Raw genomic sequence first — 14,481 nt, forward strand, 5'->3', positions numbered from 1 at the left:
TCTGAAAATTAAGTGAAATTCCGATCGGGACAAAGGGGTTTTGGCACATGAAAACTGCGACAGTATCAGCACCAGAGAAACAGAAACGAAAACTTCAAATGCCGGATGCGTATGTTCTCTTATTTATGATTGCACTCATTTGTACGATAGCAACGTATTTTGTACCAGCGGGTGAGTTTGACCGAAAGACATCTGGGGAGATCACAACAGCCGTTCCTGGCAGCTATCACCGCATTGATCAATCACCAGTGAGTCCAGTGGGCTTTTTCACTGCGATACAAGAAGGAATGGTAGGGTCCGCTTCTATTATTTTTCTGATTCTATTTACGGGCGGAACCATTGCCATTTTGGAGAAGACAGGTGCTATTAACGGGATGATTCACCATGTCATCAGCCGGTTTCAAACGAAGCAATTATTGTTTATTTGTATTGTTGGGGGATTATTTTCAGTCCTTGGAACGACAGGAATTGTCGTGAACTCTGTTATTGGGTTTATTCCAATTGGCATCATTGTGGCACGATCTTTGAAATGGGATGCTGTAGCAGGAGCGGCTGTCATATACATCGGCTGTTACGCAGGGTTTAATGCAACGATTTTATCTCCATCTCCATTAGGTTTATCACAAACGATCGCAGAGCTGCCGATCTTTTCTGGCATTGGCCTGCGTGTCATCATTTATCTTTGTTTTCTTATTTCAAGTATTGTGTACATCTATTTATATACAAGACGTCTGAAGAATAAAGATAAGGGAAGCATTCTTGGCGATCAATGGTTTCCTGCTAAGGGGCTTGGCGGAGCCGATGCGGAATCTGTGGACAAGCCTGCATTCACTGGTAGACATAAGCTGATTTTAGCAGTATGCGGATTGTCTCTTGGAGGGTTCTTATATGGCGCACTTCAGCTTGGCTGGACCGATAAGGAAATGGCCGGTGTGTTCATTTTTATGGCAATTGCAGCTGGACTGCTTGGCGGATTAGCGGCCAATGATATTGCGAAAACGTTTATTGTCGGCTGTCAAAGCCTAGTATACGGCGCACTTATTGTTGGGATGGCACGCTGTATTTCGGTCATTTTAGAAAATGGGAAGCTGCTTGATACAGTGGTCAACGGCTTGGCGAGTATGCTGACAGGCTTTAGTCCAATTGCTGGTGCGATCGGGATGTATATTGCGAGTGCGCTTCTTCACTTTTTGATTTCATCAGGATCAGGAGAAGCCGTTGTCTTTATCCCGATTCTTGCGCCGCTCGCTGATTTAATGGGCATCACAAGACAGGTAGCTGTAGAAGCGGTAATGCTTGGTGAAGGGGTGGTCAACTGTATCAATCCGACTTCTGGTGTGTTGATGGCTGTGCTTGCTGCAAGTGGTATTCCTTATGTAAAGTGGCTGCGTTTTATGGTGCCGCTTGCCCTCATTTGGTTTGTCATTGGTCTTGTATTTATTTGTATTGGGGTCATGATCAACTGGGGCCCTTATTAAACATGTATGAAGCTGCCGAAGAGCGTTTGGCAGCTTTTTTCTTGTGGAAATATGTATGGAACCAGCGCTTTGAAAGCACAATAAATGTGTTCACAAATTCGCTACATATTTTTTTTGAGCAACCCCCTTGCAAAAGTTTGTGAAGTATTGCACAATAAGAATGTGAAATACTTCACATAATAAAAACAGCCTAGTTTTACTCAGGAGGATGAGATAAATGACAAACGAAAAAGTCAACAAAGTAGCCCTTATTGGAGCAGGTTTCGTCGGCAGCAGTTATGCCTTTACATTAATAAATCAAGCGATCACAGATGAATTGGTTGTTATCGATTTGAATCAAGACAAAGCAATGGGTGACGTCATGGATTTAAACCACGGAAAAGCATTTGCCCCGCATCCTGTGAATACTTGGTATGGAGATTATGAGGATTGTAAGGATGCAGACATTGTATGTATCTGTGCTGGTGCAAACCAAAAGCCAGGTGAAACGAGACTTGACCTTGTTGAGAAAAATTTAAATATATTTAAAGGCATTGTAGACAATGTGATGAAAAGCGGATTCGATGGTATTTTCTTAGTTGCTACGAACCCAGTTGATATTTTGACATATGCGACTTGGAAATTCAGTGGACTTCCAAAAGAACGAGTGATTGGCAGTGGTACGACGCTTGATACGGCAAGATTTAGATACATGCTCAGTGAGTATTTTGAAGCAGCGGCACACAATGTGCATGCGTACATCATTGGCGAACATGGGGATACTGAGCTTGCTGTTTGGAGTCATGCGAATATCGGAAGTGTACCAATTACAGAATTAATGAAGAGAAATGATCAATACAAACAAGAAGACTTAGATGAAATCATGGAAAATGTCCGTCATGCCGCTTACCAAATCATTGAGAAAAAAGGCGCCACTTACTACGGCGTGGCAATGAGTTTAGCCCGCATTACAAGAGCGATCCTGCACAATGAAAACAGCATTTTAACGGTCAGCACTTACTTGGATGGTGAGTACGGAGCAGAAGATGTCTACATTGGTGTACCAGCCCTTGTGAATCGAAATGGTGCAACAGAAGTGATGGAGCTTGCACTAAACGACACGGAGAAAGAAAAATTTGCACACAGTGTGAATGTGTTAAAAGAGATTTTGGCTCCTCATTTTTAATCAATCAAAAGCAACCTATCTGAGCAGAAAAGGATGAATCACTATGTGGCAGCAAATATATGATCCGTTTGGTAATGAATTCGTCAGTGCATTGGTGGCAATGCTCCCAATCTTGTTTTTCCTACTTGCATTAACCGTTTTTAAGTTAAAAGGTGTTTTAGCCGCTTGTTTTACCTTAATCGTCAGTTTTGTAACAGCTGTTTTCTTCTTCCATATGCCAGTTGAAAAGGCATTATCTGCTGTGTTGCTCGGTATATCTAATGGGCTGTGGCCGATTGGATATATCGTGATCATGGCGGTATGGCTCTATAAAATTGCAGTGAAATCTGGTAAGTTCGATGTCATTCGTTCTAGTATTGCAGGAATCTCTCAGGATCAACGTCTTCAGCTCTTATTAATAGGTTTTAGCTTTAACGCATTTTTAGAAGGTGCTGCTGGGTTTGGGGTACCAATTGCGATCAGTGCCGCTCTCTTAACAGAGCTTGGGTTTAAACCGCTGAAAGCTGCGATGCTCTGCTTAATTGCCAATGCTGCATCTGGTGCATTTGGTGCTGTGGGAATTCCAGTGATTACAGGGGCGCAAATGGGCAATATGACGCCGCTTGCGTTATCTCAAACCCTTGTATATACGATCCCGTTTATTTCATTCTGTATTCCGTTCCTACTCATTCTGATTGTAGATGGATTCAAAGGAATCAAAGAAACTCTGCCAGCCTTGCTTGTTGTGAGTGGAACCTATACCATTTTGCAAGCTGTTACAATGGTGACGATGGGTCCTGAGCTTGCCAATATTATTTCTGCCTTAGCAAGTATGGGTATTTTGGCTTTATTTCTTCGGAAATGGCAGCCAAAAAACATTTATCGAGAAGAAGGAGCGCCAGATATTGAACAGAAACAAACGTATCGCGGCGTTGAAATACTGAAAGCATGGTCTCCGTTCTATATTTTAACTGCGGTTATTACGGTATGGAGTCTGCCAGCATTTAAAGCATTGTTTGCTGTAGGAGGACCTCTTAACTGGACGACCATTTTAGTGAAAATGCCATTTTTACATCAGCAAATTGTGAAATTACCACCAATTGCACAAACGGAAACACCTATTGATGCGATCTTTAAAATTGATGTCATCAGTGCGACGGGTACTGCCATTCTGATTGCGGTGATGCTGACAGGGCTGTTTAGCAGACATATTACGTTAACTGAAGGCGCTGCCTGCTTAAAAGCAGCAGTGAAAGAGCTTTGGCTCCCCGTTCTTACCATTTGTTTTGTCATGGGCTTTGCCAACCTGGCGAACTTTGCTGGACTAAGTTCTGCGATTGGACTTGCTCTTGCCAAAACAGGCGATTTGTTCCCGCTTGTCAGCCCGGTGCTTGGCTGGATCGGTGTGTTTATTACGGGGTCTGTCGTGAGTAACAACGCCTTATTCGGTAACCTTCAAGCGGTCACTGCTTCTCAAATCGGCTCACAGGCAGGTTTGTTAATTGGGGCGAACACGACCGGTGGTGTGATGGCGAAATTAATTTCTCCACAATCTATCGCTATCGCTACAGCAGCTGTTGGAGAAACAGGGAAAGAATCTGAGCTCTTCAAAAAGACCGTGAAGTACAGCTTCATTCTGCTCGGCATTGTATGTATATGGACATTCATTCTTGCTCAATTTTTATAGGTTGATAGATTAAAAAAGACTGAGATCTCTCTCAGTCTTTTTCTTTATGTAGATTCTCTTGTCACGAGCCGGGTAGGCAGCTGGATATGTTCGCGCTGTAATGGTTTTTGGTCTTGCAGAAGCGCAATCATTTGCTGTACTGACCGCTGGCCAAGTTCTACGATCGGTATGTCAATCGTGGTGATCGTTGGAGCTGTCACTTCGCATATGTCTTGGTTGTCATAGCCGATGACCGCTAGATCCTCGGGGATTTGATAGCCATATGAAATGGCCTGTTTAATGAGCCCTGCTGCAACTTGATCATTGCCGGTGAAAATGGCATCAGGCGCACCCGTCATGTGATGGATGACCTCCATTAAGCGAAAGCCGTCTTCAATGGTAAAAGCCTCTCCAAACAGCCAATCATTTTGCAGCGGCAAACCGTGAGCAGAGAGTGCATCAAGATAGCCCTGTTTTCTTTGTTTCTGCGCTTCACTGCTTTCTGTATCAAAGCAAAACCCAATCGATTTTCGCCCCGACCGAATCAAGTAGTCCACCGCTTTATAGGCGGCTTCCCGTTCATCGTATCCAATAATCGGGATGTTTGCAGTTTGATGATATTCATTTGCCATGACGATGGGGCCGTTCGTTAAAAATGGCTCAATTTTCTCCCACGTATTTTCTAACGCCCCCAATATAACCCCATCTACTTCTCTTCTTTTTAATAATTGAAGTCCTTCAAGCTCTAAGGCTTCTTGATAAAACGTCTGAAGCACGATGGCTTTATATCCTTGATCAAGGGCTTCTTTTGAAATGCCTTTAATCAATTGTGCAAAAAAAGGATGGTCCACAGCTGGGACGGACACAGCAATGGTTTTTGTCTGATGTGACCTTAGTGTGCGGGCTGCTGAACTCGGTGTATATTCCATTTCTTTCATCACCTGTAATATGAGTTGCCGCTTTTCTTCTGACACATATGGGTGGTGGTTTAGCACTCTGGAAACGGTGGTAGTTGAAACCCCGCAGCGTTTGGCAATTTCATAAATTGTACACATATTAACAAATCCTTTACACAAAGTTATTGTTCTGAAATCGATAACATCATTTACAATGTGAAACAAGTTAAATATTAACAAAAGGAATTGATTAATTGGAGGGAATGGAATGCAAATATTGACGAAGATATCAGGTAAAAGCAAGGATTATCTTCCTTTGCTGGATATGATCAATCAAGGTGTTCAAGTAAAAGCCGATTCAGTTGAAAAGCATCTAGCAAATGAAAAGCTGGTGACGTTCCTTGAGCAAGATATAGAACGCACAGGTTTGGAAAAAATTCTCTTCCATTATAAACAAAATAAGGAAAAAAAGATACCGTTTCTGCCAGTTGATAAACTGATTTCAGAGGATGAAATCGATGATATTATGCTGGTGTTGAAGGAAGTATTGAGCTCTGGCCGTTTTACTTCAGGGCCGTATATTCCGACGTTTGAAAAGTCGATTGCTGAGTACTTAGGGAAAAAATATGTCATAGCCACGTCAAGTGGAACAGATGCCTTGATGATCAGTCTCATATCAGCAGGCGTCCATCCGGGAGACGAGGTGATTTTGCCAGCCAACAGCTTTGCTGCAACAGAAAATGCAGTACTTGCCATTGGGGCTGTTCCGGTATATGCCGATATTGATCCAGAAACATACTGCCTCGCACCGAGTGAAATAGAGAAACATATCACAGATAAAACGGTTTGCATTCTACCGGTTCATTTATATGGAAAACAAGCGGATATGAAGGCTATTTCGGCAATTGCGAAACAGCATGGGCTGAAAATCATTGAAGATGGCTGTCAAGCGATTGGCAGCAGCGGCCTTGGTGCTTATGGAGATGGACTTGTTCTCAGCTTTAATCCATACAAAAACCTTGGGGTCTGCGGAAAGGCAGGCGCCATCGCTACAAACGATGAGGCCTTAGCGGAAAAATGCATGGAGATCAGCTATCACGGCTTTGAAGCTGGAAAGAAAAATGTCAAACGCAGTGACTACGGCTTTAATTCCAAAATCGATAATTTGCAGGCAGCGATCGGACTCGAACGAATGAAGTATTTAGGACTGCAAAACTTTAAACGTTTTTACTTAGCAAAGCGATATATTGACCAGCTGCAAACGCTTGAGGATGAAGGATACATGAAGCTTCCGAAGCTGACGGATGACCATGTATGGCATCTATTCCCGATTAGAGTACTGAAGGGAGACCGAGATGAACTTGCAGCGAAATTGCTGGAAATGGGTATAGAGACGGATGTCTATTACCCGATCCTATCGCATCAGCATCAAACAAATCTTGTTTCTCAAAAGTATAGACAAACAACACTACCGCACACGGAAAAGGCAGCGCAGCAATTACTTCACTTGCCGCTTTACCCAGGAATGCCGCTGCAAGATCAGGAGAAGGTCATCGAGGGGGTTCAACATGTTATCAAGTCTTCCATTCAATAAAAAACTGCTGAATCAGCCGAAGAATCCGCAGTGGATCGTCTTCTGTGATTTTGATGAAACGTATTATTCTCACGAAATGACAGAAGAGCAGAGAGAGGATGTCAAGCGGCTGGAAGCCTTTGTAGCAGAAAAGAGTGAAGCGGGACAGCTTTTGCTGGGCTGGGTGACGGGAAGCAGCCTCGATTCTGTCACGAGCAAAATGGAAAAAGGCGGATTTCATCAATTCCCGCATTTCATTGCGTCGAACTTAGGGACTGAGATTGTATATACGTCGGATGCTCATTTTGGACAGCCAGATGCAGAGTGGATGAAGCGGCTGGATGCACAGGGCTTTTCAGATGAAAAAATCGAAGACATCCTGGAAACTGTCCGAGAAAAGGGTATTTTCCTTAGACCGCAAACACAGCTGGGCAGCTCAGGGTATAAGAAGAATTTCTATTATCAAGAGCAGGATGAACGGACGGATCTTCATCATCTATCATTTATCCAAACACTGGCTAAAGAGCGGGGTGTGGCGGTCAACATCAACAAATGCAACCCGCTTGCAGGAGATCCTGCGGATTGCTATGATGTCGATTTTTTACCAGTAGGAACAGGGAAGGATGAAATTGTCCGCTTTATGCTGAACCAATATGATCTATCGAAAGATCAAGGCTTTGCGTTTGGTGATAGTGGGAACGATTTGCGGATGCTTCAATCCGTCACGCACGGTTTCCTTGTCCAAAATGCGACAGGCGAAGCCAAACGGCACCATCACCAAATTTGTCATCATGGGTATGCAAAAGGAATCTATGAAACTCTGAAAACAGTGATGTATAAACATGAGGAGGCACATTCATGAAGAAAATTGGAATTGTTGGAGCAGGAAATATTGCAAAAGCACATGCAAGAGCATTATCAACGATCAAAGGTGCAGAATTATCCGGTGTCTATGATTTGCATGAGTCGGTCGCACAGGGATTCATTAAACAGTACGGCGGACGTGTGTATTCAAGTATTGAGACACTTGCAGATGCATCTGATGGGTTGATCATTGCTTCTCCTAATTTTTGTCATAAGGACCATGCCCTTCAGTCGCTAAGAGCAGGACAGCCGATTTTATGTGAAAAACCGATGGCTGTGTCGCTGAAGGAAGCGAAGGAAATGGTAGAGACAGCCAAACAGTTCCAAGTTCAAGCCAGTATGGGCTTTAACTATCGTTATTTATCCTTTGTGAATATATTGAAGAACTTGATTGCCAACGGAGAATTAGGCCGTATTTTGACCGTCAGAACGCATTTTAAGAAAAACAGTGCCCTCAGAAGAAAGACATTTTCATGGAGAGACAGCGGCGAAAGTCTGCGTACGAGCGGTGCGCTAGGGGATCTTGGCATTCATTTGATTGATATGCTGTGGTACTTATTTGGCAGTGAAATGAAGAAAGAATCACTTAACACCAAGATGCTGACACGTGTAAAGGAAAAAGAAGAGAAAAAGGTACAGGTGGATGATCATACCGAAATTTTCGGGCAGATGGAGAATCAAGTGTTCTTTCATTTGGTGACATCCAAAAGCACGCAGCCTGAGGAATGTGGATTTAGTGTAGAAGTTGTTGGTCATGACAAGGTATTCAAATACCATACGAACATGAAAAACGAATATGAGATCAGTGATGGATTGTGTGTGGAGCGTCATCAAATGCCGCAAACCATGCTGACAGATCCGCCAAATGAATTTTACGGATGGTCCGATACATTCCGCGATCAGCTGATGCATTGGGTGAATACTGATCCATACCCAACTCATATGAAGGTCGCTGATTTTGAAGATGGTTATCGCGCGCAGGCTGCGCTCAATACATGCTTTGAGAGGGAAGAGGCAGTTGTCTCTGCTCAGGCATATTAAAGAGGTGGAGCGGAGGATATCATAACTCCGCTCCTTTTTAGAGGAAGTGAAAAGATGAAAAAGGTATTTTATTTTGGCTGTGTCTTTTATTTTTTTATTGGGACCATTCATGTGTTCTTTGGCAGCTTAACGCCTTATTTGCTGTCGAGTTATGATAAGGGTCCTGGGGAATTATCATCTTTAATTTTTTTTCAGTTTATTGGTTTTTTGACAGGTGTTCTGCTATCCCCCATTCTAGTGAGAAAAAAAGGCTATGGCGCTGTGCTGACTATGGGTCTTTTGCTGATGATCGGGTCACTTCTGCTGGGGCTGTTGATGCCGGGCTGGACGACGCTTGTGCTGGCAGGTTTTTTTCTCGGTAGCGGCGCAGGCAGTCTTGAGACAACAGCCGGTGCGTATGTCATTTCGATGGCTAATAGTGCAAAGCGAATCAGTATCATGGAGGTCTTTTTTGGATTAGGTGCACTGTTATTTCCGCTAGTGATTTTGCTGACTGTCACAGAGCAGACATGGCAGTATGTGTTTTTATTTCAGGTGGGTGCGCTGACATTTTTCCTCATGCTCTGGCTTGTTTTTATGAACAAACTGCCTCATGGACAGATGGATGCTCCTTCCACAGGAGGGATGAGGAAACCGTCCTTGCTTGTTGATCGAAATAATCGAATGATCGTGGTCATTATGATTTGTTTTGCCTTTTTCTACGCAGGGATTGAAACGAACTTTGCGAACTTTTTGCCGTCGATCATGCTGGAAAAGGGGGGAGAAAATTGGGGCCTCTTTGCGGTCTCTACTTTCTGGGCAGCGATCGTCATTGGCAGGACTGTGATTGCCAGAAAAGCTGATCAACTGCATCCGCTGCGTTTTTTAAAGCTAAGTGCATCACTGATGATTTTGCTGCTTGTGATATTCGCTCTAACAACCCACATTACTGCGCAGCTGATCCTCATCTTTTTCATCGGCCTTTGCGCAGCAGGCATGTTCCCAATTGCACTGACAGCATCTGCCTTAATGATTGAAAATGCCATCGATGAGGCGACGAGTTATTTTATTGCAGCCGCGAGCTTAGGCGGAGCCTGCTTGTCCTTTTTAATTGGATTTAGTCTGGAATGGGCAGGTGCGGCAAGTGCCGTCTTTGTATTTGCTTTCTTAGCTGTTCTTTTGTTTGCAGCTACGATTCAAATGAATCGTTCTAAGAAAAAAGAAACAGTACACACGCAGCAGACGGAACTGAAAGCAGATCGCTAAGCACATGATCAAGCCGCTTCCCAAGGTCCACCTGAAATGATGACAAAGGACTTGTACTAAAACGCAGAAATTTTGAATAACATGTACAAGTCAGCATCAAAAGGAGGACGTCTATGTGGCGGTGTTTTTTGGTTATATCTTTTTAGGGTTGTCACTTTCAGCGCCTGTTGGGCCAGTCAATGCAGCCCAAATCGACAGAGGGATTAAAAGTGGATTTTGGCATGCGTGGATTTTTGGTGTGGGGGCTATGGCTGCGGATATTGTCTATATGCTCCTCATCTATTTTGGTGTCGCCCAGCTTTTGACTGCACCTCTTGTAAAAACCTTTTTGTGGCTGTTCGGCTTTTTCGTTCTGACCTATACCGGCATTGAAAGTCTGCGTAAAATCAATTTGCAGGAGAGTCCGAAAAAGGACAGCGGTAACACAACAATTGGCCATTCGTTCATGACCGGATTTTTCATTTCTCTATCTAATCCGCTCAGTATTTTGTTTTGGCTTGGCATCTATGGCAGCATTTTAGCCAATACGATCGAAAAGTATGGAGCTTCCCAAATGCTCATGTACAGTGTGGCTATTTTTATTGGCATGCTGATCTGGGATTTCTGTATGGCGCTGCTTGCTAGTTCGTTTAGGCGTTATTTAAGTGAACGTGTGTTACATGGCTTATCCGTTCTTGCAGGTCTATCTTTACTTGGTTTTGGCGCTTATTTTGGGTATCAAGGGATTATGGCGTTGATTGGGTAGAAAAACAGACTGACACATTCAGTCTGTTTCAGCGTGTAGACAAACCCTCGCATTCTTTGTCAGGTCTGCGCTCCGGTGCTCACGAATGTCAAATTCGCTCCGCTCCGATGCTCGTCCTTCCTAGGGCTGCAAAGATTTTCTATCACGCTGAAAAGAAGACAAAGGGCTAAAATAAAAAATCATTTTAGCCCTTTGTCAGTAATCTGAAGCAGACTGACACATTCAGTCTGTTTTTTTGTAAGGATTGACAGACATAACACATTCTTGAATAATGGTGGAATATAAAATGGATTGAAGGAGCTTCTGCTATGCGTATGTTTCTGCCAGTATTCAATTATCTGTGTATGTTGATTTTATCAGTCATCACAGCAACATTCGTTTATACGTTTTTATTTCTGCCGCCTGAAGTGGGCTTCAGTTATGTGGAGATGACCAGTCTGTTCATTTTGCTTGCTTATGTCATTTTTGCTGTACCAATTCAGCTTGTTTTACACCGGCATCCTAAAAGGTTTCGAAGCCGTGACTTATTGATTTATTTTATTGCGGCCTGGGTGGTTTGCTCGGCTTTGGCTTTATGGATTGATTATGGACTTGTTGTGTTCATCAGCTATAAAGTTTATTTGTTTAGCTTCTGCGCAGCCCTTATTTATTGGGTGCTGGATTCCGTCTTTTTGATGAAGAGCCGTTCGTAGGAATGACGAAAGGCGCTCTATTAACTTACATTAGTCTGATCCTGCATAATAGAATAAGAGGAACAAATACCTGCTCAATTTAATGGAAATCCCCATCTTATCATGCGCAAGGAAAGTCGTGGAAGGACAGTCACCACAGCCATTTCCACCTCATAGGCTGTGGAGAAGACGCTAAAACGAGGTGGAAGGAAATGGCCCAGCTGTATGCAAAAAGTTGCCTTGATCAAAATCTACGATCACTAGAAGAATGGAAGCAGGGTGCTTTCAAACAATTTGGCGAGATGGTCGGAGATGAGGCAGATACATTCCCTTGTGTACCCGGAAGACAAGGATTTTTTCTCGATCATTTACGCTATGGGTTTGTTGGTGACCCGAGGGAAGAGGAAGCGGTGGATGATTTAGCCCAGCTGCTTAGAGAATATCAAGGCTGTGCGAAAGAAACCGGTCAATATGCTTCATTTATCTGCTTTTTCGAAACACCGCAGGATTTAAAGGAAAGTTCGCTTGAAGAGTTTGAGCAGCATTTTTGGTCGCTGCTTCAACGGTTGCATCAGAAAGATGAAATGCCATGGCCTGAGGATATTCCGGTGGACCCTCATCATCATGAGTGGGAGTATTGCTTCCATGGTGAAGCGTATTTTATTTTATGTTCCACACCTGCTCACAAGCTCAGAAAAAGCCGCCACTTCCCTTATGTCATGATGGCGTTTCAGCCTAGATGGGTGTTTGAGAAATTGAATGGATCGACCAAGTTTGGTCAAAAAATGAGTCAACTCGTTCGCAAGCGGCTCAAAGCATATGATGAAGTCGGTGTTCATCCATCATTAAAATGGTACGGTGATCCGGCCAATCATGAATGGAAGCAATACTTTCTCTCAGATGATGAGGCGGAGAAACCAGCCTCCGCCAAATGTCCATTTACTGCTTTAAAAAACATGATGAAATTATGATGCGGTCTGATCCTGTTTCCACTTTTTTCTCATGAATAGCACCATGATGGCTATCACTGCAATGATCCCAAGGCTGATAAAAAAGCCAGGTCGTCCGCTTGCCTCTGTTAATGTGCCTGATACTGCGGCTCCAATTAAGAGCAGCGCAAGAATCATTTCACACGTTTGGCGAGTGGATGGCTTGGATAGCTTTTTACTTGAGAACAGAATAAAGATCCATGTATACAGCAAGGTAAGACCGGCTGCTGTTGTGAGATGCTCGTAGATGTGTTTGGATAAAAAGAGTGCAAGCAAAATTGAGACAATTAAGCCAGCAGCAGTTAAGATAATCGAAGACCATCTTACATGAGATGGATCTTTTTGTTTAAAGCAAGCAGGTGCATCTTGATGCTCTGACATCGTGCCGAGCAGTGTTGTGACCGCATAGAGAGAGGCAACCAATGTCGAAAAACCGGCAATGATAAAAATGCCATTAAAGATATGAAGAAAGATCGATAAATGAAATGGCTCTAATGAAGTAATAAATGGACTGCTGTTCTCATTAAAGGCTGTCACTGGGACAAGCAAGAGAGCAAGTCCGATTGAGACGATATAGATGACTGCTAGAATGATCAGCATGACACGTCCAGCCTTTGCCGCATCCTTCGGGTCCTTTAAATGAACCGCCATCAGCCCCATGACTTCAATTCCCCCAAAAGCATAAAACGCATAAATCAAACCATTCCAAAGACCAAGCGGACCAAGAGGCATCCATTCGTGATCCTTGTTAGGCAGATGCAGGGTCGGGTTATGTTCTGTCAGAATGCCAAATAACACAAGCACCGCTAAAATCATAAACAGAAAAATCGCCGCTGTCTTCAGTACCGCAAGGACATTTTCTGTCTTTTGAAAAGAAGAAAGCCCTATGATAATGACAAGCAGGGCAAGAGCAGAATAAATCGCAGAAAACACCCAAAGCGGAATGGATGGAAACCAGTGACGGGTAAATAGAGAAATGGCTGTTAACTGACTTCCGGTAATCAGCATTTCTGCAAACCAATACACCCAGCCATTGCTAAATCCTGCCCAGCGTCCGTATGCTTTACGAGCATAGGAACAAAACGACCCTTTATCAGGGTTATCAGCTGTCATCGCAGCCAAATGTTTAAAGACGAGATACGTTCCGACCGCAGCAAGCAAAAAGGAAATGCAGACGGAATAACCGGACTTTGTAATGGCGATGCTGGAGCCAAGGAAGAACCCAGTGCCAATTGTACAGCCGACTCCGATGAGAGAAAGCTGCCACCAAGATAAAGATTGTTCTTCTTTCAATGCAAGTGCAACACCTTTCGATTTCAATGACATTAGCTTGTGACCGCCTCTTTTTTTTATACATGATCAAGGGGACATTTTGGGCATACTGTCATGGAAAGGAGTGCATGTGATGAACGGAGAATACGTCATTTTACCGAAGGGTAGACTCGGCTTTCGTTTAGGAAAAGGCCAATGTATGCGAGTGGTTGATGTCGAAGGCCAGCAAGTAGCAGATGTGATGGCCTATCATGAAAAGGATTTTTATGAAAAATTTGACCAAGGTGCGACAATGGATAGCCTATTTTCATCCAAAGTGAAAAAAGGCGATAAGCTCTATTCTAATTTATATAAACCGATGTTTACGATCATTGAAGATACAGTAGAATGCCATGATTTATACATGCCCGCTTGCCGGCAAGAAATGTATCAGCTTTTATACGGCCGGACGCACTTAGAGGTCATGCATACATGCTACGACAATTTGCGGACTGCCTTTGAGCCCTTTGGAATTCCAAAGGAGGATATGTATTATCCTTTTAATGCCTTTATGAATACAGTTATTGATGAAAAAGGAAAGCTGTCTGTCGAGCTGCCAAAATCGCTGCCAGGTGACTACATTCGCCTGAGGGCTGAAATGGATCTCATTGTGGCCGTGTCCGCTTGCCCTGCTGATATTGGGAAGTGTAATGGATCAAGCTGTACATCTATACGGGTAGAAATCGATTAAAAAAGAAAAGGACCAGTCCATACATAAAGACATGGTCTTTTTCACTTGTGAATGTTTGATCATCTAAGAAATAGGGGAACGTCTAACAAAATGTTCTTGATGAAAACATGGTATAATGGAGATTCAAAAAACGTTGTTAAATCAATGAATTGTGTGTAAAACCTGTT

Annotated in this window: 13 protein-coding genes; 11 read left to right on the forward strand and 2 right to left on the reverse strand. The window is 43.3% G+C overall.

Annotation, left to right across the window (positions count from 1 at the left end; genetic code table 11):
* The first annotated feature begins 47 nt into the window (after positions 1–47).
* The 3 genes from QSJ46_RS05810 to QSJ46_RS05820 all read left to right on the forward strand — a co-directional run bounded on the left by QSJ46_RS05810 (position 48) and on the right by QSJ46_RS05820 (position 4,309).
* Positions 48–1,478 (forward strand): YfcC family protein, encoded by a 1,431-nt coding sequence (locus QSJ46_RS05810; protein ID WP_059374369.1) that lies wholly within the window; start codon positions 48–50, stop codon positions 1,476–1,478.
* A gap of 217 nt (positions 1,479–1,695) precedes the next feature.
* Complete coding sequence (locus tag QSJ46_RS05815) at positions 1,696–2,643, forward strand: L-lactate dehydrogenase (protein WP_039176305.1); 948 nt, start codon at positions 1,696–1,698, stop codon at positions 2,641–2,643.
* A gap of 43 nt (positions 2,644–2,686) precedes the next feature.
* Positions 2,687–4,309: an L-lactate permease gene (locus QSJ46_RS05820; RefSeq protein WP_047203464.1), complete on the forward strand. Its 1,623-nt coding sequence runs from the start codon at positions 2,687–2,689 to the stop codon at positions 4,307–4,309.
* Positions 4,310–4,353: 44 nt separating this feature from the next.
* Here QSJ46_RS05820 and QSJ46_RS05825 read toward each other — a convergent pair whose 3' ends face one another.
* A complete protein-coding gene (locus QSJ46_RS05825; RefSeq protein WP_285604433.1) occupies positions 4,354–5,343 on the reverse strand; it encodes a LacI family DNA-binding transcriptional regulator in 990 nt (329 codons plus the stop codon).
* Between the two features lie 109 nt (positions 5,344–5,452).
* Here QSJ46_RS05825 and QSJ46_RS05830 point away from each other — a divergent pair, with 109 nt between their 5' ends.
* The 7 genes from QSJ46_RS05830 (at position 5,453) to QSJ46_RS05860 (ending at position 12,294) form a co-directional block, all read left to right on the forward strand.
* Positions 5,453–6,778: a DegT/DnrJ/EryC1/StrS family aminotransferase gene (locus tag QSJ46_RS05830; protein ID WP_047203466.1), complete on the forward strand. Its 1,326-nt coding sequence runs from the start codon at positions 5,453–5,455 to the stop codon at positions 6,776–6,778.
* Positions 6,753–7,619, forward strand: a complete 867-nt coding sequence (locus tag QSJ46_RS05835) for an HAD-IIB family hydrolase (RefSeq protein ID WP_285604434.1) — start codon at positions 6,753–6,755, stop codon at positions 7,617–7,619. The genes QSJ46_RS05830 and QSJ46_RS05835 overlap by 26 nt, the downstream gene beginning before the upstream one ends.
* Positions 7,616–8,662 carry a Gfo/Idh/MocA family protein gene (locus QSJ46_RS05840; RefSeq protein ID WP_047203468.1) on the forward strand — a complete coding sequence of 349 codons (1,047 nt, stop codon included), beginning with the start codon at positions 7,616–7,618 and terminating at the stop codon, positions 8,660–8,662. The genes QSJ46_RS05835 and QSJ46_RS05840 overlap by 4 nt, the downstream gene beginning before the upstream one ends.
* Before the next feature lie 54 nt (positions 8,663–8,716).
* The gene (locus QSJ46_RS05845; RefSeq protein ID WP_285604435.1) at positions 8,717–9,907 is read left to right on the forward strand and encodes an MFS transporter; all 1,191 of its coding nucleotides are present in this window, start codon (positions 8,717–8,719) and stop codon (positions 9,905–9,907) included.
* 115 nt (positions 9,908–10,022) lie between these two features.
* Positions 10,023–10,652 (forward strand): LysE family translocator, encoded by a 630-nt coding sequence (locus tag QSJ46_RS05850; protein ID WP_047203469.1) that lies wholly within the window; start codon positions 10,023–10,025, stop codon positions 10,650–10,652.
* Between the two features lie 308 nt (positions 10,653–10,960).
* Positions 10,961–11,344 (forward strand): UPF0715 family protein, encoded by a 384-nt coding sequence (locus QSJ46_RS05855; protein ID WP_285604436.1) that lies wholly within the window; start codon positions 10,961–10,963, stop codon positions 11,342–11,344.
* A 191-nt stretch (positions 11,345–11,535) separates the two neighbouring features.
* Entirely contained in the window at positions 11,536–12,294 is a 759-nt protein-coding gene (locus QSJ46_RS05860; RefSeq protein ID WP_285604437.1) for a YqcI/YcgG family protein, read from the forward strand.
* On the opposite strand, the gene QSJ46_RS05865 is transcribed toward QSJ46_RS05860, so the two are convergent.
* Positions 12,289–13,638, reverse strand: coding sequence for an amino acid permease (locus QSJ46_RS05865; protein WP_285604438.1), 1,350 nt, complete (start codon positions 13,636–13,638; stop codon positions 12,289–12,291). The genes QSJ46_RS05860 and QSJ46_RS05865 overlap by 6 nt on opposite strands.
* A 79-nt stretch (positions 13,639–13,717) precedes the next feature.
* Between QSJ46_RS05865 and QSJ46_RS05870 the strand changes: the two genes are divergently transcribed.
* The gene (locus QSJ46_RS05870) at positions 13,718–14,314 is read left to right on the forward strand and encodes a DUF1989 domain-containing protein (protein ID WP_047202087.1); all 597 of its coding nucleotides are present in this window, start codon (positions 13,718–13,720) and stop codon (positions 14,312–14,314) included.
* Positions 14,315–14,481: the final 167 nt, after the last annotated feature.

Source organism: Bacillus sp. YKCMOAS1 (assembly GCF_030268125.1).
GTDB classification, from domain to species: Bacteria; Bacillota; Bacilli; order Bacillales; family Bacillaceae; genus Bacillus; species Bacillus safensis.